The sequence below is a fragment of the Streptomyces eurocidicus genome (assembly GCF_002891295.1).
GTDB lineage: Bacteria > Actinomycetota > Actinomycetes > Streptomycetales > Streptomycetaceae > Streptomyces > Streptomyces eurocidicus.
On the sequence record NZ_LGUI01000005.1, the window covers coordinates 215095 to 235313 of the forward strand.

The 20219-nt window shown below is 71.3% G+C and carries 15 protein-coding genes; 7 read left to right on the forward strand and 8 right to left on the reverse strand.

What is annotated here, in order from left to right:
- The first annotated feature begins 344 nt into the window (after positions 1–344).
- The 3 genes from AF335_RS17905 (at position 345) to AF335_RS17915 (ending at position 6559) form a co-directional block, all read left to right on the forward strand.
- The gene (locus tag AF335_RS17905; protein WP_170127734.1) at positions 345–4286 is read left to right on the forward strand and encodes a type I polyketide synthase; all 3942 of its coding nucleotides are present in this window, start codon (positions 345–347) and stop codon (positions 4284–4286) included.
- A gap of 67 nt (positions 4287–4353) precedes the next feature.
- Positions 4354–5808, forward strand: coding sequence for a coproporphyrinogen-III oxidase family protein (locus AF335_RS17910; RefSeq protein ID WP_170127735.1), 1455 nt, complete (start codon positions 4354–4356; stop codon positions 5806–5808).
- The gene (locus AF335_RS17915; protein ID WP_102919405.1) at positions 5798–6559 is read left to right on the forward strand and encodes an SDR family oxidoreductase; all 762 of its coding nucleotides are present in this window, start codon (positions 5798–5800) and stop codon (positions 6557–6559) included. Before AF335_RS17910 ends, AF335_RS17915 begins: the two co-directional genes overlap by 11 nt.
- A 52-nt stretch (positions 6560–6611) precedes the next feature.
- Here AF335_RS17915 and AF335_RS17920 read toward each other — a convergent pair whose 3' ends face one another.
- Positions 6612–7742: an FAD-dependent oxidoreductase gene (locus tag AF335_RS17920; RefSeq protein WP_102919406.1), complete on the reverse strand. Its 1131-nt coding sequence runs from the start codon at positions 7740–7742 to the stop codon at positions 6612–6614.
- Between the two features lie 330 nt (positions 7743–8072).
- Here AF335_RS17920 and AF335_RS17925 point away from each other — a divergent pair, with 330 nt between their 5' ends.
- On the forward strand, positions 8073–9377 hold the full coding sequence (locus AF335_RS17925) for a TolB-like translocation protein (protein WP_146045556.1): 1305 nt from the start codon (positions 8073–8075) through the stop codon (positions 9375–9377).
- 81 nt (positions 9378–9458) lie between these two features.
- On the opposite strand, the gene AF335_RS17930 is transcribed toward AF335_RS17925, so the two are convergent.
- Positions 9459–10364, reverse strand: a complete 906-nt coding sequence (locus AF335_RS17930; protein ID WP_102919408.1) for an acyl-CoA thioesterase — start codon at positions 10362–10364, stop codon at positions 9459–9461.
- A 225-nt stretch (positions 10365–10589) separates the two neighbouring features.
- Here AF335_RS17930 and AF335_RS17935 point away from each other — a divergent pair, with 225 nt between their 5' ends.
- Positions 10590–12869 (forward strand): MMPL family transporter, encoded by a 2280-nt coding sequence (locus tag AF335_RS17935; RefSeq protein WP_102919409.1) that lies wholly within the window; start codon positions 10590–10592, stop codon positions 12867–12869.
- Between the two features lie 81 nt (positions 12870–12950).
- Here AF335_RS17935 and def read toward each other — a convergent pair whose 3' ends face one another.
- Complete coding sequence (def, locus tag AF335_RS17940) at positions 12951–13613, reverse strand: peptide deformylase (RefSeq protein WP_102919410.1); 663 nt, start codon at positions 13611–13613, stop codon at positions 12951–12953.
- A 119-nt stretch (positions 13614–13732) separates the two neighbouring features.
- Between def and AF335_RS17945 the strand changes: the two genes are divergently transcribed.
- Entirely contained in the window at positions 13733–14305 is a 573-nt protein-coding gene (locus tag AF335_RS17945; RefSeq protein ID WP_102919411.1) for a winged helix-turn-helix domain-containing protein, read from the forward strand.
- Between the two features lie 18 nt (positions 14306–14323).
- On the opposite strand, the gene AF335_RS17950 is transcribed toward AF335_RS17945, so the two are convergent.
- Positions 14324–14824 carry an RICIN domain-containing protein gene (locus AF335_RS17950; protein WP_102919412.1) on the reverse strand — a complete coding sequence of 167 codons (501 nt, stop codon included), beginning with the start codon at positions 14822–14824 and terminating at the stop codon, positions 14324–14326.
- A gap of 384 nt (positions 14825–15208) precedes the next feature.
- Between AF335_RS17950 and AF335_RS17955 the strand changes: the two genes are divergently transcribed.
- Positions 15209–15526, forward strand: coding sequence for a hypothetical protein (locus tag AF335_RS17955; RefSeq protein ID WP_102919413.1), 318 nt, complete (start codon positions 15209–15211; stop codon positions 15524–15526).
- Between the two features lie 91 nt (positions 15527–15617).
- Here AF335_RS17955 and AF335_RS17960 read toward each other — a convergent pair whose 3' ends face one another.
- The 4 genes from AF335_RS17960 to AF335_RS17975 all read right to left on the reverse strand — a co-directional run bounded on the left by AF335_RS17960 (position 15618) and on the right by AF335_RS17975 (position 20215).
- Complete coding sequence (locus AF335_RS17960; protein ID WP_170127736.1) at positions 15618–16907, reverse strand: phosphatase PAP2 family protein; 1290 nt, start codon at positions 16905–16907, stop codon at positions 15618–15620.
- A 246-nt stretch (positions 16908–17153) separates the two neighbouring features.
- Complete coding sequence (locus AF335_RS17965) at positions 17154–18338, reverse strand: RNA polymerase sigma factor (RefSeq protein WP_102919414.1); 1185 nt, start codon at positions 18336–18338, stop codon at positions 17154–17156.
- 8 nt (positions 18339–18346) lie between these two features.
- Entirely contained in the window at positions 18347–18754 is a 408-nt protein-coding gene (locus AF335_RS17970; protein ID WP_102919415.1) for a YciI family protein, read from the reverse strand.
- Positions 18755–19189: 435 nt separating this feature from the next.
- Positions 19190–20215, reverse strand: coding sequence for a methyltransferase (locus AF335_RS17975; RefSeq protein WP_102919416.1), 1026 nt, complete (start codon positions 20213–20215; stop codon positions 19190–19192).
- Positions 20216–20219 lie beyond the last annotated feature (4 nt).

Sequence of the window (20219 nt, forward strand, 5' to 3'; positions counted from 1 at the left end):
TACGCCCTAACCGCCTGCCGAGCGCCCGCGCTCCTCTCCGTGCGCCGTGCGAGCCGTGAAACGGCGCGCGCCCGTCGCTCGCACGGCGCTCCCGGTGCCTTTCAAGTGCGCCACTCCACACTCTGTCGCTCCTTGCCCCCTGCCAGGCGCCCGCCTAGCCTTGCGAGGGTGTGCCGAAGCGCAATTCATTCTCTATCTGCGCATAGAGCCGTAAATCTTTCAGGGGCTTGAGACCCCCGGCACTAAGCTTGTACGACGCTCTGCCACTTGCTGCTGTCCCAGAACGTGTCCCCGCGCCGGACCGTATGACAGCGCCGCCCCCACCCGGCGAAGGAGAAGTCGGCATGGATGCTGAGCCCATTGCTCTCGTAGGGATCGGGTGCACGCTCCCCGGTAACGTGCACGGACTGGACGAGATGCACACCGTCCTGCGCGAGGGGCGGGACTGTGTCGAGGAGATCCCGCCCAGCCGGTGGGACGTGGACGCCCTCTATGACCCCGACCCCCTGGCGGCGGGCAAGACCTACGTCCGCCACGGCGGGTTCGTCGACGACGTCGACCGCTTCGACGCGGCGTTCTTCGGGATCTCGGACGCCGAGGCCGTCCGCATGGATCCGCAGCAGCGCCTGCTCCTCCAGACCGTGTGGCACGCCATGGAGCACGCCGGGCAGAACCCCGACGACCTCAGGGGAAGCAACACCGGCGTCTTCCTGGCCATGATGAACGGCAACAACTACGGCCTCCTCAAACGTGACATCGGGGGGCTCACCGGCATCACGGCCTTCGACTCGATGGCCGACGAACTCAGCATCAGCGCCGGCCGTATCGCCCACTTCTTCGACCTCAAGGGGCCCTGCCTCACGGTCGACACCGCCTGCTCCGGGTCACTGACCGCCCTTCACCTGGCCCGGCAGTCGATCCTCACCGGCGAGTGCGACTCGGCCGTCGTCGCGGGCGTCAATCTGATCCTCAACCCCGATGTGCACATCTCCTTCTGCAAGTTGGGCCTGTTCTCCCGCAGCGGGCAGTGCCGGGCGTTCGACGCCAAGGCGGACGGCTACGTCCGCAGCGAAGGCTGCGTGGCCGCGCTGGTGCGCCGTCAGTCGCTCGCCGAGGAGCGCGGCGATCCCATCCTGGCCAGTGTCGTCGGCACCGCGATCAACCACGACGGGCGTACCCCCGCGCTCACCGCGCCCAACGGCCGTACCCAGGAGGACGTCATCCGCGCGGTGCTCTCCCGCACCGGCGTCGACCCGGCCCAGGTCGGCTACGTCGAGGCGCACGGCACCGGGACCCCGGTCGGGGACCCCATCGAGATGAACGCGATAGCCGGCGCCTACGGCCACGCCCACGCCGTGGAGCGGCCGCTCTACGTCGGTTCGGTGAAGAGCAACTTCGGTCACACCGAGGCCGCCGCCGGTCTCCTCGGCGTCGTCAAGGCCGCCCTTTCCCTGCACCACGAGGTCATCTACCCGAGCCTCCACCTCGACCGGCTGAACCCCAAGATCGATCTGAACGGCACCGCCGTGGAGGTTCCCGGCGAAACCGTACCCTGGCCCCGGGGGGACGTCCCGCGGCTGGCCGGCGTCAACTCCTTCGGCTACAGCGGCACCAACGCCCACGCGATCCTGCGGGAAGCGCCCCGGGTACGGCCCGGCGCCGACAGCGCCCGTCCACGCCCCGCCGAGCTGCTGGTCCTGTCGGCCAAGTCGCCGGAGAGCCTGGACGGTCTGGCCGACCGCTGGGCGGACCATCTCTCCCGGGCCGACCGGGAGACACTGCCGGCGGCCCTGTTCACCGCCGCCGCCGGACGCGCCGCGCACCGCCACCGCCTCGCGGTGACCGGGCGGGGAGCCCTCGGGATCGCCAACGACCTCCGCCTGTGGCGGACCCGCCGGACGGCCGCGTCGGTCAGCAGCGGGCACCCGGCCAAGGCCGCCCGGACCGCCTTCGTCTTCACCGGCCAGGGCGTGCAGTACCCCGGGATGGCCCGTGAACTGTACGGCAGCGAACCGGACTTCGCCGCCGCCGTCGACCGCTGCGCCGAGGTGCTCGACGACGAACTGCCCGTACCGCTCCGGCACATCCTGTTCGAGGAGCAGTCCCCGGAGGCGCTCGACGACACGCGCCTGGCCCAGCCGGCGCTGTTCGCCGTCGAATACGCGCTCGCCGCCCTGCTGCGCTCCTGGGGAGCCGTCCCGGACGCGGTGGTCGGGCACAGCATCGGGGAGGTCGCCGCCGCGTGCGTCGCCGGCATGTTCTCCCTGGAGGACGCCGCCCGCTTCAGCGCGCTGCGCGGCCGCCTCATGGGCGAACTGCCGCGCGACGGGGCGATGCTGGCCGTCGTCGCGGACCTCGGAACCGTACGGGGCTGGGTGTCCGGGCGGGAGGCGGACGTCTGCGTCGCCGCGGTCAACGGCCCGCGCGCCGTGGTCGTCTCCGGCCGGGCGGAGGCCGTGGCGGAGGTCGCGCGCCGCGCCGAGGCGGAGGGCAGCCGGACCACCCGGCTGCGCACGTCCCACGCCTTCCACTCGCCGCTGATGGACCCGGCCCTGCCCGAGCTGGGCAAGGCGGCGGCCGGGCTGCGGCCGACCGCACCGACGGTGCCGGTGTTCTCCAACGTGACGGGCGAGGCCCTGACCGGGGCCGAGGGACCGGAGTACTGGAGCCAGCAGGTCCGCCGGCCGGTCCGGTTCCACGACGGCATGCGCGCGGTGGCGGCCCTGGGCTGCACCGTGGTCGTCGAGATCGGTCCGCACCCCGCCCTGCGGGCGTACGTCCCGGAGGCGTTCGGCGCCACCGAGGTCACGGTGATCCCCACGCTGCTGCGCGACCGGCGGGACGTGCGCAACCTCCTCACCACCGCGGGCGCCCTGTTCACGGCGGGGGCCGCGATCGAACCGGCCGCGCTCCACCGCGGCCCGCGCCACCGCCGTACCTCGTCCGCCCCGCAGTACCCGTTCCGCAAGGACCGCTACTGGGTGTCGCCCGCACCGTCCGCCGGACGCGACGAGCCGGCGGAACCGGCCCCGCGCCCGCCGTCCACGGCCGCCCCGGCCGAACCGCGGCCCGCCGCCCGGACCGTCCACCGGCACGAGGTGCGGCCGGGCACGCCGTGGGTGGACCACCGCATCCTCGGCTCGACCGTCTTCCCGGCCACCGGCTACCTGGACCTGGCCGTGAACGCCTACGCCTCGGTCGACGGGCACGGCTCCGCGCCGGTCGAGCTGACCGACGTCGGCTTCGTACGGCCGCTCCTCCTGTCCCCCGCCGGGCCCAGCGGCCTCCAGGTCGACCTGGAGGGCGACGGTCCCGCGGCGGACGGCCGCTTCCGGTTCGCCGTGACGGGAGGGGACGGCGCGCCCCGGTACTGCCAGGGCAAGGTCGGACCGGCCCCCCGCCGGAGCTCCCCCGGGACCCGTCCCGAGGAGCTGCGCGCGGCGATGCCCACGGAGCTCGCGCCCGGGCGGCTCTACGGGCTGCTGCGGGAGGACGGCATGGAGTACGGCGCGAGCTTCTCCACCGTCCGCGAGCTGTGGCTGGACGAGGCGGGCGGTCAGGCGCTGGGCCGGATCACGGCCGCTCCGGACGGGGCACGGCGCGTGAGCCACGAGAACCCGTTCGCCACCATGCTCGACGGCTGTCTGCACCTGACGGCCGCGGCGGCGCGCGACGGCTCGGCCAGGGGCACCTACATCCCGGTCGGCGTCGGCCGCATGGTGCTGCGCGGCCCGCTCCCCGACCAGGTCTGGGGCCACGTCCGGCTGCGGCCCAACGAGTCCGGAAGCGCGTTCACGGCCCACCTGCGCGTCCTGGACGACACCGGGAACGTCCTCGCGGACCTGGAGGACGTCGAGTTCCGGCGCGTCGCCTCGCTGACCGACACCTCGGCGGTCCCGGCCGCCCCCTCCGACATCCGCTCCCGGGACGGCGGCGACTCGCGGCAGGAGCTGCGGGAGCGCGTCGAGCCCCTCCCGGCCGAGGAGCGCCGGCAGACGGTCATCGGCTGGCTCACCGACGAGATCGCCGACACCCTCGGGCGGATGTCGACCGAGCTGGAGGTCGACATCCACCATCTCGACCCCTCCCTGGCCCTGCTGGAGATCGGTCTGGACTCCCTGAGCATCACCGAACTCCAGCGGCGCATCCAGGAGAAACTCGACTTCCGTTTCAAGGCGATGGAGGCACTGGAGTACCAGAGCATCGAGGAACTGGCGGAGTACCTCCTCCACCGGGTCATCCTCGCGGAGGCGACCGACGCGGCCGCCGCCCCGATGGACTCCTGAGCCGTTCCTCCCGCCGCACCGGCAGGCCACCCGGCAGATCCCACCCAGAGGGGAAGTGCCCGCGACCGTGTTAAGCACCGACTTAGTCAACAACTACCTCGACAGCCACCTCGGCGAGCGCCAGGTCAACAAGATCCAGCACGGCTTCCCGTCACCGCGGTACTGGAACGAGCTGTCCGTGCCGCTCGAAGAGATCGGCGAGGACCGCCGCCGACTGCGCGAAGTGCACGGGAAGTCCCCGGTCTTCCTCTACATCGGCGTGCCCTACTGCATCAAGACCGACCCCGGGAAGTGCGGGTACTGCCTGTTCCCCGTCGAGGAGTTCCAGGGCAACGCCGCCCTGGAGAACTACTACGGCTATGTGGAACGCGAAGCCGAGATGTACCGGGAGCAGATGGAGGACACCGTCCTCGTCGGGGCGTACTTCGGCGGAGGCACCTCGAACCTCTACAAGGCCCCCGTCTACCACCGGATCATGGACATGACGCGCAGCCTCTTCCCCGAGATAGCGGAGGAGGCGGACCTCACCCTGGAGGGCATCCCCCAGCTCTTCACGCGGGAGAAGATGGAGGCGATCCGCGGCTCCGGGATGAACCGGATCAGCATGGGCGTCCAGCAGATCAACGAACGGCTCAACAGCCTCAGCGGGCGCAAGCAGACGACCAAACACGTCATCCAGAGCCTGGAATGGGCCCGCGAACTCGGGCTGTCCGCCAATGTCGACCTCATCTTCGGCTGGCCCCAGCAGACCGTCGACACCCTGCTGGAGGACCTGGAGACCCTGGTCTCCTGGGACGTCTACGACATCACCCACTACGAGCTGAACGTCGGCGGCCCGACCGACTTCGCGCTCAACCGCTACCACGAGCTGCCCAGCACCCTGGCCAACCTGGAGCTGTACCGGGCGGGGCGGGACTTCCTGCTCGACCACGGATACCGGCAGCTGTCGACGTACAACTTCCGCCGCCCCGGCGATCCGACGGCCCGGGACTTCCGCGAGGGCTACACCACCCGCTTCGACCACCTGGACACCCTCGGGCTCGGCTACGCGGCGATCACCTTCTTCGGCAACCCCACGCTGCCGCCCGGGCGTTCCTGGTCGTTCATCAACCACCGCAGCCTGCCCCAGTACAAGGCGGCGGTCGACAACGGCCGGTTCCCCGTCGAGCGCGGCTTCCGGCACACACCCGACGACTGGCTGCTGATGGTGCTCTTCCGCAGCCTCATCAGCACCGAGGTCGACCGGGTCCAGTACCGCGCCGCCCTGGGCATCGACGTCTACGAGAAGTTCGCGACGGTCTGGGACGCCCTGGCCGAGCGGGGCCTCGCGCAGATCACACCGGAGTGGATCAGGCTGGTCGGCGACGGGGCGTTCTACGCGCCCATGATCTCCGCCCTGATCGCCGAGGAACGCTATCGCGAGCTGCGCGAGGAGACCGCGCGGCACCGGAGGGAGTCCCGCGGGCCCGCCGCCGCGGCGGGTGTGACGCTGCCGGTGCCCGGGGTGGGCAGTGCCGGATGACCTCCCCCTGGCGGGGCGCGGCTGCATCGTCACCGGCGGGTCGAGAGGCATCGGCGCGGCGGTGGTGCGGCTGGCGCTGGCGCAGGGCGCCGACGTCGTCTTCGGCTACCACAGCGCGGAGGAACGGGCCCGCGCCCTGGCCGACGAACTGCGCGCCGCCCACCCCGGCCGGCGCTGCGTCCCGCTGTACGCCCAGGTCGCCGACGCGGCGGAGGCCGGACGCTTCGCCGCCGCGGCCCTGGGCCACCTGGACCGGTTCGACGTCCTCGTCAACAATGCCGGCGTCACCCGTGACACCCTGTTCGCCCGTATGGTCCCGGAGCAGTGGCACGACGTCATGTCCACCAACCTCGACAGCATGTACACCGTCACCAAGCCGCTGCTGATGCCCCTGGTGAAGCAGCGTGGCGGCGCCATCATCAACATCGCCTCCTCGTCCGGGCTGCACGGCATCCCCGGCCAGACGGCCTATTCGGCCGCCAAGGCCGGGGTCATCGGCTTCACGAAGGCCCTGGCGAAGGAGATCGGTTCCCGGGGCGTCACCGTCAACGCGGTCGCCCCCGGCCTGATCGAGACGGACATGACGGCGGCGATCCCACCGGACAAGGCCGAGTTCCTCAAGTCCCTCATCCCCGGGCACGCGTTCGGCTCCCCCGAGGACGTGGCGCACCTGGTGTGCTTCCTGGCGTCCGACCGGGCGCGCTACATCACCGGGCAGGCGATCGAGGTGTCCGGGGGTCTGGTGGTCTAGGGCGTGCGCGCGGGGCACTCGGCGCCCTCGGCGCCCTCGGTTCAGGGGTGGCCTACCGGCCCTGCTCGGTGATCATCTTGATCAGGGCCCGGGGCGTGTCGTTCTCGAAGTCGGTCCCATGGGCCTCGGCGCCTTCGAAAGCGACGACCTCGGCGCTGCGGGCGAACATGGCCGGCTCGTACTCGGCGAGCGCGGCCTCGACGTCGCCGGGGGACGCGGCGAGGGCCGCGCCGAGTTCGGCGCCGTCGAGCATGGCCAGGTTGGCGCCTTCGCCGTTCGGGGCCGCGAGGTGGGCGGCGTCGCCGAGCAGGGTCACCCCGGGTACCCGGTCCCAGCGGTGCCCGGCCGGCAGCGCGTAGAAGGGGCGCAGGACCGGCGCGGTATCGCCCTCGGTGATCAGCGCGGTGAGTTCCGGCGCCCAGCCGTCGAACTCCCGCGCGATCCGGGCGGTGGCCGCGGCGGCATCGGTGAAGTCGATGGCGGCGAACCAGTCCTGGGACCTGGACAGTGCCACGTAGGTGTGCAGGGTGCCGCCGCTCTCCCGGTGGGCGAAGATGTCCCTGCCCGGCGCGGGCGCGATCAGCATTCCGCCGCCGACCGCTTTCGCGGCGGCCGGGTGCCGGGTGTCGGCGTCGAACAGGTAGGTCTCGACGGACGACGTGCCGGCGTACTCGGGTGTGGCGGTGGAGAGCAGCGGCCGGACCCGTGACCACGCGCCGTCCGCGCCGACCAGCAGGGACGTCTCGACGGTGGTGCCGTCGGTGAACGTCACCTCGTGGCGGCCCTCGCCGAGGGCGCGGGTGCCGCCGGCCTTGTGCCCCCACCGGACGGTGCCGGCGGGGAGCGAACCGAGCAGTATCCGCCGCAGCTCGCCGCGCGGCACCTCGGGGCGGCCGCCCGTGCCGTCGTCGGCCTTGTCGAGCAGGACGGTCCCGTCCCGGTCGAGGACCCGTACCGCCTGGCGGCCCTCCAGGACGATGGCGTGGAACTCGTCCATCAGGCCGGCCGCCTTGAGGGCGAGCTGCCCGTTGTAGTCGTGGATGTCGAGCAGCCCGCCCTGCGTGCGAGCCGTCGGGGAGGACTCGGCCTCGTAGACCGTGGCCGGGATGCCGTGGACGTGCAGGACGCGGGCCAGCGTGAGTCCGCCGAGTCCGGCGCCGATGATCGTGACAGGGGTATGCATGGTGACTCCTCGCGGTCGGGGCCGCCCGGTGGTCTCCGGCGGCCTTTTCCGGAAAGGTGCCAGGACCCGCCGACAAGCCGCCGACACCGGACCGGCGGCCCCGATGGACGACCGACACCCACGGACGGAGCGGCCTGGGCCCGGTGCCACGTGGCGCGTGGGAGGCGGCGTTCGGTGAGCGTCCAGGCGTTCGCTCCAGCAATGGCCGTATCCGAAGCGGAGGGAACCTCCCTCGGCATTGACTGGGGGCCCGGCCGGGTTGTTGGCTGCCTCCGCGTAACCCATGCGCATATGCCCGCACCGTATGAATCGTATGAGAGGGGAACGACCATGCGTCGACTCAGACATGCCGCCGCGGCGGCGGCGTTGCTGGCCGGCTTCTCGACGGCCCTGCCCATGACCACGGCGGCGGCGGACGGCCGGCAGCCGCGCACCGAGCAGGTGAGCGTCGCGGCGGACGGCACTCCCGCGAACGCGCCCGTGGACGGTGGGAGGATCAGCGGCGACGGACGCTTCGTGGTCTTCGCCTCCCGGGCGACCAACCTCGTCCCCGGAGCCACCGGGGACCGTATGAAGGTCTTCCTCAAGGATCTCCGGACGGGCCGGGTGGAGCTGATCAGCGCCACCCCGGACGGCTCGGTGGCCGATGACGACTCCACGGCCGACAGCATCAGCGGGGACGGCCGTTACGTCGTCTTCTCGTCATTCGCCACCGACCTGACCGACGCCGCACGGACGGGCCGCCGGTCCGACGTCTACGTCCGGGACCGCGGGACGGGCCGGACCGAGCTTCTCGTACGGAGCGAGGACGTCCCCTCGGCGAAGAGCGCTTCCGACGGGCAGATCAGCGACGACGGCCGCTACGTCGCGTTCTCCTCCACGGGCGGCGACGGCGTCGACTACATCCATGTCCGGGACCGCCGGGAGAAGACCACGGTGCGGATCGGCGACCGGTTGCCGTGGGGCGTGTACGCCTCACCGGTGATCAGCGCGGACGGCAGCAAGGTCGGTTTCAAGTCCAACGGCGTCCCCACGGATCCGCCTGCCACGGCGGGGGTGCCCGGGATCCGACGCCCCGCTCCGGACCGCCGGTTCTATGTGTACGACATCCGCACCCGCCGCACCCGGCCGGCCGCCTGGGGCCTGGACGGCGAGGACGTGCGGGCCGATCGGATCAGCCTCAGCCCCGACGGCCGGTACGCCCTCTTCTCCTGCACCTCGCAGCACGTCGTGGAGAACGACACCAACGAGGCGGGGGACGTCTTCGCCACGGACCTGGCCACCAATGGCATACGGCTCCTCAGCCTCGGCCCTGGCGGTGTGCAGGCCGACCGCAGCTCGCCCGTCGGCGCGCTCATGAGCGCCGACAACCGGAAGGTGTTCTTCACCTCGGGGGCCACCAATCTCGTGCCCGGTGACACCAACGACACCTACGACGTCTTCGCCCGGGACCTCGCGACCGGCGCCGTCGAACGCGTCAGTACCGGCGTCGACGGCGCGCAGCGGACCGACAACGCCCGTCTCCTGGGCGTCGACCGCGCCGGAGGCGCCGTGCTCTTCGGCAGCTCGGCGGACCAGCCCGTCCCCAAGGGCTCGCCCACCGTGTCCGGCCTTTTCGTACGGCGCCTCGCCTGACCCCCTCAAGGGCGAAGCCGGGCCGGCCGCGGCGGAAGGGAGTCTCGCGGCGCCCTTCCCCCGTGCGGCGGCCCGGGGCCCTCAGCCGAGGGTTCCGTGGCCGTCGCTCACCCGGATCAGGCCCTCCTGGGCCAGGGTGGCCACCAGCACACCGCCGCGGGTGAAGACCCGGCCCAGAACCAGTCCCCTCCCCCCGGAGGCCACCGGGGACTCCAGGTCGCAGAGCAGCCAGTCGTCCGCGCGGAAGGGCCGGTGGATCCAGACGGTGTAGTCGACGCTCCGGCCGCTGGCGTGGAACCACGAGACGCCGTGCCGGACCAGGACCGTCTCCAGCATGGTGACGTCGCAGACGTACACCAGCAGGCAGTCGTGGAGCAGGCGTTCGCGGTCGGTGCTCGCCTCCGGCGGTGCCACGCCCTTGGCGCGCACCCACACCCGGGTCCGGGAGGACACCAGCGACGGGTCCTTCTCCACGTCGAAGCTCAACGGGCCGGCGAAGCGCAGCTCGTACGGCTTCCCGAGCGGCTGCACCGGCTCGCCGAACGCCTTGGCCAGCCGCTCCTCGTAGGTCGGCAGGTCCTGCGGGGCCGGGACGGCCGGCATCGGGTCCTGGTGGCCGAGGCCCGGATCGGGGCGGTGGAAGGAGGCGGTCAGGGCGAACACCTCCCGGCCGCGCTGGGTGGCCTGAACCCGCCGGGTGGCGAAGGAGGCGCTGTCCCGCACCCTGTCGACGCGGTACTCGAGGGGCGTGTTCGGCAGGGCGGGGCGCAGGAAGAAGCAGTGCGCGGAATGGACGGGCAGCCCGGCGGGTACGGTACGGCCGGCCGCGGCCAGCGCCTGGGCGGCCAGGTGCCCTCCGTACACCGGCGAGGACTGTTCCAGCGGCGGGGGGCCGAGGAAGTGCTCGCCGTCGCCCCGGTCCGGCGCGGGGGCGGCGTCGAGGTCGAGCCGGCCGAGCAGGTCCCGCAGCGCGTGCTCCTGGTCCATGGGCCCCAACTTCGGCTCGGCGTCACCACTCGGGAACAAGTATCCCCACCTCGGCGGCACCCCTCAACCGAACCACCGTAATAAACATGGGAGTTGCCCCGTCGACAGGACCTGGGCCGGTGCGGTATCTCGGAGTCACGCGTGGTGAACGATCGCCGTGAGCACCACGGCCCCGTACGACCGCCGGCCCGCGCTCGGCAGACCACTCGACCGGGAGGTCCGTTCATGCCCGACCGCTTCAGCGCGGCGCTGTACCGGCGGCGTACCGCCGTGTTGTGGGTGAGCGCGCTCGCCCTCGTCCTGGCCGCGATCGGCAGTCTCGGCGTGGAGAACCGGCTGGTGCACGGCGGGTTCTCCGATCCGGACGCGCAGTCCTCCCGTGCCGGGCGCCTGATGTCCGAGCACTTCCCCGCCGCCGGTGACGACTTGGTGCTGCTGCTGAGCGGGGCCGGTACGGCCGATTCGCCGCCGACGGCCTCCCTGGGCAGGTCCCTGGGCGGGCCCCGTTCGGTCGACTCACCGGCGATGACCTCCCTGGGCACGGACCTGACCCGGCGCGCCGAGCGGACTCCGGGAGTGCGGGCGGCCACCTCGTACTGGACGGCGGGGCGTACGCCCTCGATGCGCTCCCGGGACGGCTCCATCGCGCTGGTGTCGCTCTCCCTGCGCGGTGACGAGGACGACCAGGCGAAGACCGCCGAGCGGCTGGTTCCGGACATCCGGCGGCACTCGGAGGGGCTGACGGTCATGGCGGCCGGTCCCGCGCAGGTGCAGTCGGAGGTCGGCAAGCAGACCGCGCACGACCTGCTGCTCGCCGAGGCGATCGCCATGCCGATCACCCTCGTCCTCCTGCTGCTGGTCTTCGGCAGCGCGGTGGCCGCCGCCCTGCCGCTGGTCATCGCGCTGCTGTCGGTCCTGGTGAGCCGGGCCGTGCTGAACGCCCTGGCGGGCATCGTGTCGATCTCGGTGTACTCGATGAACTCGACCGTCGCGCTCGGCCTCGGCCTCGGTATCGACTACAGCCTGTTCATCCTCGCCCGTTTCCGGGAGGAGCTGCGCGGGGGCGCGACGGTCCGGGAGGCGCTGGGGCCCACGGTGCGCAGGGCCGGGCGGACGGTCGCGTTCTCCGGGCTGACGGTGGCCCTGTCCCTGTCCGCCCTGCTGGTCTTTCCCCAGTTCTTCCTGCGGTCCTTCGCCTACGGCGGCATCGTGGTGGTGCTCTCCGCGGCGGCGGGGGCGGTCTTCGTACTGCCCGCGCTGCTGGCCGTCCTGGGCCACCGGGTCGACCGCTACGACGTCTTCGCCCGGCTGCGCGGCCCGGCGCGGCGGGCCGCCTCCGGCACGGCGGTCCCGGCGGCACCCGCGAGCGGCCGCTGGTACCGGTTCGCCATGGCCGTGATGCGCCGCCCCGTGCTCTACGGAGGCGGCGCGGTACTGGTGCTGGCCGTCCTGGCGTCCCCGTTCACCCGGGCGTCGCCCGGTCTGTTCGGCGACCGCGCGCTGCCCGCCGACTCCCAGGTGCACCGCGCCACGCAACTGCTGCGCACCCGGTTCGACGCCGATGCGCTGCGCACCGTCCCCGTGGTGGTGGAGGGCGTGGGTCGCGACCGGACCCGGGTTCTGGAGCCGTACGCCCTCGCCCTGTCCGAGGTGCGCGACGTCCGCCGGGTGACCACGGCGACCGGCACGTACGCCGCCGGCCGCCGGGTCCGGGAACCGGGGCCGGCCGGTGCCGCGTCGGTGAACGGCGACAGCGCGCTGGTCTCCGTGGTGGCGGCGGTGGACCAGGACTCTCCTGCGGGCACTCGTCTCGTCGGCCGGCTGCGGGGCGTGGCGCCGCCGGACGGAGGCACGGTGTCGGTGGGCGGGCAGGCCGCCGCGGTCAAGGACAGCACGTCGGCCATCGGCCGGGCCGCCCCGGCGGCCATCGGTATCGTCGTGGGTTCCTCGCTGGTGCTGTTGTTCCTGTTCACCGGGAGCGTGCTCATGCCGGTGAAGGCGCTGGTTCTCAACACCTTCAGCCTCAGCGCCACGTTCGGGGCGATGGTGTTCGTCTTCCAGGAGGGACACCTGTCGTTCCTGGTCGGCAGCCCGATGCACACCGGCACCCTGGACGCGACCATCCCGATCCTGACGTTCTGCGTGGCGTTCGGCCTCTCCATGGACTACGAGGTGTTCCTGCTCTCCAGGATCCGTGAGCGCTATCTGCGCACAGGGGACAACACGGAATCGGTGGCCTTCGGTCTCCAGCACACCGGACGGATCATCACGGCCGCGGCGGTGCTCGTCGCCGTCGTGCTGTTCGTCTTCGCCATCTCCGGAGTGACGCTGCTGAAGATGCTCGGCGTCGGCCTCGCACTGGCGGTGGTACTGGACGCGACCCTGGTCCGCGCCGTCCTCGTGCCGTCGTTCATGCGGCTGGCGGGGCGGGCGAACTGGTGGGCCCCGGGGCCGTTGCGCCGGCTGCACGACCGGGTCGGGTTGCGGGAGGACGCCGGGGACTGACGGGGGCCGAGACAGGCAGGGAGCAGAGCCGGAAGCCCCCGGTCCGCGGCAGAAGGGGACCGGGATGGGCCGGCGGATCACTCACCGCCCCGACTCGGCGGCCTTGGCCGCGCGGCGGGCGAAGACATCCTCACGGCGGTCCTCCATCTGCCGCAACGCGTCCTTGCGGTCCCGCTTGGAGAGCCGGTCAAGGTACGTGTGCCCCATGAGGTGATCGGTCTCGTGCTGCAGGCACCGGGCGAAGTAGCCCGTCCCCTCGATGAGGACGGGGTTGCCGTCCTCGTCGAACCCGCGAGCGACGGCACGGTCGGTGCGGGGAACCGACATGGTGGCACCCGGTACGGACAAACAGCCCTCGAAGTCGTCGACGAGTCGCCGACTGCCCGGGTCGGGCAGGTCCAGAACCGGGTTGACGATATGGCCGACATGCCGGATCCCATGGTCGTCCGGGCAGTCGTACACGAACAGCCGCAGGTCGACGCCTACCTGATTGGCGGCCAGGCCGGCGCCGTCGGCCACGTACATGGTCAGGAACATGTCGTCGATCAACGCCGACAGCTCCGGGGTGCCGAACTCGGTGACCTCACGGCACGGGCGGCCCAGGACCTCCTCCCCCACCACGGTGATCCGACGCATCGAGCCCCGTTCCGCCTCCGGGGACGGGGCGGGATGGGAGTCGACCGGACGGCCTTGCACACGGACTCGCCGGTCGACGGAGCGGGACGGCTCGTGACGAACAGACATGGTTGTCTCCCCCTTTCTTTGCGCACGCCACAGATGCCGCGGTGATCATCACCACGGCCTGACGCCTTCAGAAGAACTCATACTTGCCAAGTACTTTGCAAAGTAGCAGACTTTGCAAAGTGACTGAAGAAGATCTCAACGCCCCGGACGATCTGACAGCCGACGCCGGCGAAGGGCTGCGCGAACACGGAGTTCGCACAGCCCTGCTGGACCTGCTCGCCGAAGTCGGCACCGTCACGGCGACCGAAGCCGCCTCCCGGCTGGGCTGCAGCTCCGGCCTCTGCTCGTTCCACCTACGGCAGTTGGCCCGTCACGGATACGTCGAAGAAGCTCCCCGCAACGGGGGGCGCGCACGTCCTTGGCGTCTGGCGCAGGACACCGCCTCCGACAAGCCCGCGGAGGAGCGGTTCGGCGACCTGGCCCGAGGACTGGAGGACGAGAGCTGGCAGCGCTGGCAGGCCCAGCGCGACCGAGCACCGGCCGAATGGCGCCACGACGAAGCCTTCAGCTCCCTCGCCTATCTGACACCTGAGGAGATGAGCCGGGTCGCGGACACCATCCGACGGGCACTCGCGCCCTACGAGGATCGCGAACAACGCCCCCTGGCCCGGCCCGACGACGCTCGGCCGGTGGCCCTCATCACCCGGCTGTTTCCCCTGCTTCCCCAGGCGGAGGACGGCGGTACCCGCTGATCGAGCCCTACGGTCGGGTCACGCTGGGGAGATCCGCCACATCTGGTTGTTACCGCCCCAGTACGTCCAGTTGTGTACGTTGGCGTTGTTGATGTTTCCGTTGCGGGTATCGACGTCGAGGGCCTTGTAGTTGTGGTGCGCGATCACGGAGAACCAACCGTCGCCGATGTCGTCCAGCCGCCACATCTGGTTCTGGCCCTGCCAGCAGTGGTACAAGTGCACGTTGCCGCCGTAGTCCCCGCTCTGGGCGCGTGTATCGACATCGAGGCACTTACCCGCGTCGAACACGGGGTGCACGTAGTAATAACCGCCTCCCGCGCTTTCGAACGTCCAACGTTGCTCGGAGGATCTCAGGCAGTCCCATTGCCGGATGTTGGAGAATTCCCCGGTGCCGGCGACGTCGAGGCACCTTCCGCTCCAGCGGGACGAGAACTGATAGGTCTGGCCGGGCTGCGGTTGCCATCCGGCAGACCGTTCGCTTGTGGGTGATGCGTCGGCGATCGCGGTGGTCGCCAGCATGGAGATCAGCGTTGTCACAGCGGGGAAGAGCCAGTGGCGAGAACGCACGTCTTTCTCCTGTCACACCGAAACGATCCCGCCATCGACTGACGGGAATGACGGGAACACCGAAGGGTGGACACCACTGAGACCGGACGCTCAGCCGGCCACAGGGCCTCGGGGAGTACACGTTCACAACTGCCGGAACCGGGCCGTCCCATCTTCGGATCGCCCGCAAGCCGTGTCCAGACCCGTATCCGGCCGTACGCTCCCCGCGCGTACGCCGCATCCGGCGGGGTTCTCGACAATTCAGGTGCAGGCGTCGGGCCGCAAGATCGCTCATGTGAGAATCGAGCCGTGTGCGCACACCATGAGGGCAGTGGCCAGCAGGGCCGAGGACGGGTGATGGGAACCTTCGCGGGAAGTACCGCGCGGCTGACGGTCGCGAACGGTGGTGAGAAGCATCTGGAGCTGGCCGTGGAGCCCTGGGCCGACATTCACCGGATCCCGCCGGAGCAAGCCCGCGTCGTGGTGACGCATTCACCGGCGGCGAATGGCGCATGGAACGGGACGGCGTTCGGGGACGAGCCGTTTCAGGTCGAGCATCGGGCCGATTCCGTCACGGTGTGGGCCAACGGGCACTGCTACCACATCAGCGACCGGGAAGGTCACGAAATCCAGGCGTTCGCGGACCAGTGCCCTGTTCAGGGCCCGTCCGCCTGAGGGGCTGCTCGGGCGGCCGCGGGCAAACGGAGAGGGGCGGCACCGCGTCGTACGCGTTGCCGCCCCTTCCGCAACTTCTCCGAGGAATGTCTCAGACCAGTTCGGGCTGCGGTTCCCGTTGCCGCGCCGGTGCGGCCTTCGGTTCCCACGTCTTGGTGGTCCGTATGTAGCCGTAGATCACCGAGGTCATCGCCAGAATGAGAAGCGGTCCGAACACCCACGGGTTTTCGGCCATCTCCATCGACAGATAGCGGTACGACACCAGCATCGCGGTGAAGACCGTCGCGCCATAGACGACCAGCTGGATTCCCGACCGGTCCCAGCCGCGATCGAGTGCGCGCAGCGCCGCTTCGATCGTGAGCGTGAACACCACACCGGCGATGATGTCCGCGCCGTAGTGGTAGCCGAAACCCAGCGTGGCGCCGAGCGTGGCGATCAGCCAGAACGCGCCGCCGAATCGCAGGAGGCGCGGGCCCTTGCGGGAATGGATGAATATCGCGGTGGCCCACGCCGTGTGCAGGCTGGGCATGCAGTTGCGCGGGGTGATCTCGTCGAAGGGCATCTGGTGCGGCACGGTGATCGCCGGCGGCGTGTGCGGCCACAGGTCGGCCACCGCCCACTGCCCGCCGTCGTCACCGAAGGCGAAGATCGGTCCGACCACCGGGAAGATCATGTAGATGGCCGGGCCGAGGAGGCCGATCACCAGGAAGGTGCGCACCAGGTGATGGCCCGGGAAGCGACGCTCGGAGGCCACGTTGCGCAGCTGGTAGAACGCGACGAGGACCGCGGCGACCGCGAGCTGGATGTAGACGTAGTCGAGGATGTGTTCGCCGACCGGGCCGGTGGCCTCGACCAGGCGGCCCACCAGCCATGACGGGTTGCCCAGCGCGTGGTCGGCGGTCGCCACGTACTGGTCGAGCACCATCGGGCGGGTCTTCGACGTGATGAGCAGCCAGGTGTCGCCGGTCTTGCGGCCGGCCACCAGCAGCAGGCCCAGGCCGACGCCCTTCAGCAGCAGGGCACGTTCCTTGCCGGTGCGGCGCGTGACGGCGATGACGGCGCAGCCCAGCACCACCCACAGCGCGCCGTTGCCGAACATCATCTTGGCGTCGACCACCCACCGCACCAGAAAGAAGACGACATCGATGCCGACCGCGACGCCGAAGGCCAGGAACCGTTGCCGCCAGGTGAGCACCACCATCATCAAGGCCATGCTGGCATACAGCAGCGGCCCCGATTTGGGGGCGAGTACCACCTCTTTGGCCTGGTTGGTCATCGGCCCCGGAAGGCCGTAGTGACGCGCGGCGATCTCCAGCGCGACAAGGAATCCAAGGGCCACCACACCTGCCGCGGCCCACAGGATCACCCGCGGTTTACGCATCCCGGCGAACGCAATTCTGAAGTTTATTCGCGAAAACAATCGCGTTACTCTCGATATCAATCGTCTGGCCAATTTGTTAGATGTCAGCTAAATAAGTCACGCTTCATGCCGGCAGCATGGTTTTCCGGTAAATGACGGGCGACCGGGGCGATCACCACAAGTTCGAACATGCTATCGGAGTGCGGCGGGTGGGTTTTCGCTGGCCACGGACCCGTGCCGAGTACCGCGGAATGATCCGGCGAGGTGTCAGCGGGGCCGGCGGGCGTTGAGCCGGGCCGCCCGGCGGGTCAGATGATCACGTTCGGCCAGGTCGGTCGCCTTCGCGGCCGCCTCGGCGTACAGCCTCGCCGCCGTCACCGGGTCGCCGTCCCGCTCGTGCAGATAGGCCGCCACCGCCGTGTGGCGGGGCAGCGAGTCGTCCAGTGCCGCGAGCGCCGCCAGGCCGGCGCGCGGTCCCTCGGCCTCGCCGACGGCCACCGCGCGGTTGAGCCGGACGACCGGGCTGCCGGTCAGCCGCACGAGCTCGTCGTACCACTCCACGATCTGCGCCCAGTCGGTCTCCTCGGCGGTGGGCGCGTCGGCGTGGAGGGCCGCGACGGCGGCCTGGGCCTGGAACTCTCCCAGCCGGTCGCGGGCGAGGGCCGCCCGCAGGATCCCGGTGCCCTCGGCGATCGCCCCGGTGTCCCACCGCCCGCGGTCCTGCTCGGCGAGCGGCACCAGGCTGCCGTCGGGCGCGGTCCGGGCAGCGCGCCGGGCGTGGTGGAGCAGCATGAGGGCGAGCAGCCCCGCCGCCTCGGGGTGGTCGACCCGGGCCGCGAGCTGCCGGGTGAGCCGGATGGCCTCGGCGGCGAGGTCGACGTCACCGGAGTAGCCCTCGTTGAAGATCAGATAGAGGACGCGCAGGACTGTGGCGACGTCGCCGGGCCGGTCGAACAGCACCCCGGACACGGTGCGCTTGGCCCGGCTGATGCGCTGCGCCATCGTCGCCTCGGGCACGAGGTACGCCCGGGCGATCTGGCGGGTGGTGAGCCCGCCGACGGCACGGAGCGTGAGGGCGACGGCGGACGAGGGTGACAGCGAGGGGTGAGCGCACAGGAAGTAGAGCCGAAGGGTGTCGTCCACCGCGGGGGCGGGCCCCGGGGCGGGCTCCCGGCCGACGAGGACCTCGCGCCGGCGGCGGGCGGCGTCCGCCCGCTCGGCGTCGAGGAAGCGGCGCCAGGCCACGGTGATCAGCCAGCCCTTCGCGTCCCGAATGGGGTCTCCCCCGCCCGAGCGGGGCCGGGAGCCCGGGGAAAGGCCGGTCGGCCAGACACGGACCGCTTCGGCCAGGGCGTCCTGGACGGCGTCCTCGGCCGCCGCGAAGTCGGCTCCGCGGCGGACGAGGGCGGCCAGGACGCTCGGGGTGAGGCCGCGGAGCAGGGCCTCGTCCATCTGTGGGGTCACTCGGTGACCGTGGGCGGCGCGGTCAGGAAGGGACGCAGCTCGAGCCACTCGTGGATCGGCTTCCCGCCGGCCCCGGGGGCGGCCGACAGTTCCCCGGCCAGCTCGACGGCGCGTTCGTAGTCGTCGACGTCGATCACCATCCAGCCGGCGACGAGGTCCTTGGTCTCGGCGAACGGGCCGTCGGTGACCGGCGGGCGCCCCTCGCCGTCGTACCGGACCCACGCCCCGTCGGGGGCGAGCGCCTGACCGTCGACGAACTCACCGGTCTTCTCGAGCCGGGCAGCGAAGTCGTTCATGTACTGCACGTGTGCCGAGATCTCCTCCGGCGTCCACCGGTCCATGGGCACGTCGTTCACCGCGGCCGGAGCGCCACGGTAGTGCTTGAGAAGCAGGTACTTGGCCATCGCGATTCTCCTCGGTACTGGTGCGACCCATTGTGGCCACGCTCACCCCGAGGACGGAGCCGACCACGGGATCTCGACATCGCCGTCCGGAATTCTTCCGGGCTCTCGTGGATCAGTCTGGTCGGCGAAGCCCGTGCTCACGTCCGGACACCCCGGCCCCCACGCCGTCAAAACGAAAGCGGAATCGTTCGCTCATATGGATGCACACCTGTGAATCCCTGTGCTCCGGGCCGACGGGTGATCTTCAATGCCCCGGAGACGTTCCAGGGCGTACGGACCGTCCGGACCGGCGGTGACATGGAAGCTCCGGCGCACGCCCCTGGAGGAGCCGTCGCCCGGCACCGGGCGCCTCGTGCGGTGCGGCCGGGGACGGCTCTGGATCACCGCCGCCGACCCGCTTCCCTGATCCCGGGCAGGCCGCGCCGCCGGGCCCTCCTACGCGGCGACCGCCTCCACGATCGAGGTCGGGGACGGAGTCGGCACGAGCCGGGTGCGGCGCAGGCCCGCTCGGGACAGCAGTGCGTCCAGTTCGTCGATGTTGCGTTCCGCGCTTTCGAACAGCGTCATCATGGCCAGGTCCAGGGCCTTGCCGGGGTGCGGGTCGTTGCCCGGCGGGATGAGGGGGTCGATGACGAGCAGGCGGCTTCCGGGGGTCATGGCGGCACGGCAGGAGCGCAGGATCCTCAGGCCGTCCGTGTCGTCCCAGTCGTGCAGGATCTGCTTGAGGACGTACAGGTCGCCGCCCGCGGGTACGGAGGTGAAGAAGTCGCCGGCCTCGACGCTCCAGCGGCCCGCCAGGTGCGGGGCGTCCAGGGTGTGGTCGACGGCGGTGACCTCGCGGTCGAAGAGGACGCCGTGGAGGCCGGGGTGGTGTTCGAGGATCTGCCGCAGCAGTCCGCCCTGGCCGCCGCCGACGTCGACGACGGTGCCGGTGGCGGGGAAGTCGTAGACCTCCGCGACGAGCGCGTCCGCGGGGGCGGAGAAGGCGGCCATCCCGGCGTCGAAGACCTTGCGGGCCGCGTCGTCGGACTCCAGGTAGGCGAAGTACGGGGCGCCGTAGAAGCGGGGGAAGGACGGCTCGCCGGTCCGTACCGTCTCCGCGAGACCGCCCGAGGTCCGCCGGTACATATCGTCCGTGATCATGACGATGCCGGGGTGCTGGGAGCCGGGCACGCCGGTACGCAGCAGCGCCGCCGCGGGGGTGAGGTGGAAAGCGCCCTCGTCGTCCTCACGGAAGACACCGCGCGAGGCGAGGAACCGCAGGACGCGGCACAGGTGGGCGCCGCGGGTCCCGGTGCGGCGGGCCAGCTCTTCCGGGTGGAGCGGGCCGTCGGCGAGGTGGTCGGCGACGCGGTATTCGACGGCGGTGCGCAGGGCGGCCGACGCGAGGTGGCCCAGGGCCATGTCGACCAGCAGCGCGGCGTCGGCCGCGGTGGTGGTGGCGGTGTCCACGCGGTTCATGGGG

Coding starts and splice junctions, on each gene's coding strand:
- AF335_RS17905 (WP_170127734.1), top strand. CDS start 345: ATGGATGCTGAGCCCATTGCTCTCGTAGGGATCGGGTGCACGCTCCCC.
- AF335_RS17920 (WP_102919406.1), bottom strand. CDS start 7,742: ATGCATACCCCTGTCACGATCATCGGCGCCGGACTCGGCGGACTCACG.
- AF335_RS17925 (WP_146045556.1), top strand. CDS start 8,073: ATGCGTCGACTCAGACATGCCGCCGCGGCGGCGGCGTTGCTGGCCGGC.
- AF335_RS17930 (WP_102919408.1), bottom strand. CDS start 10,364: ATGGACCAGGAGCACGCGCTGCGGGACCTGCTCGGCCGGCTCGACCTC.
- AF335_RS17935 (WP_102919409.1), top strand. CDS start 10,590: ATGCCCGACCGCTTCAGCGCGGCGCTGTACCGGCGGCGTACCGCCGTG.
- def (WP_102919410.1), bottom strand. CDS start 13,613: ATGTCTGTTCGTCACGAGCCGTCCCGCTCCGTCGACCGGCGAGTCCGT.
- AF335_RS17950 (WP_102919412.1), bottom strand. CDS start 14,824: ATGCTGGCGACCACCGCGATCGCCGACGCATCACCCACAAGCGAACGG.
- AF335_RS17955 (WP_102919413.1), top strand. CDS start 15,209: ATGGGAACCTTCGCGGGAAGTACCGCGCGGCTGACGGTCGCGAACGGT.
- AF335_RS17960 (WP_170127736.1), bottom strand. CDS start 16,907: ATGCGTAAACCGCGGGTGATCCTGTGGGCCGCGGCAGGTGTGGTGGCC.
- AF335_RS17965 (WP_102919414.1), bottom strand. CDS start 18,338: ATGGACGAGGCCCTGCTCCGCGGCCTCACCCCGAGCGTCCTGGCCGCC.
- AF335_RS17970 (WP_102919415.1), bottom strand. CDS start 18,754: ATGGCCAAGTACCTGCTTCTCAAGCACTACCGTGGCGCTCCGGCCGCG.
- AF335_RS17975 (WP_102919416.1), bottom strand. CDS start 20,215: ATGAACCGCGTGGACACCGCCACCACCACCGCGGCCGACGCCGCGCTG.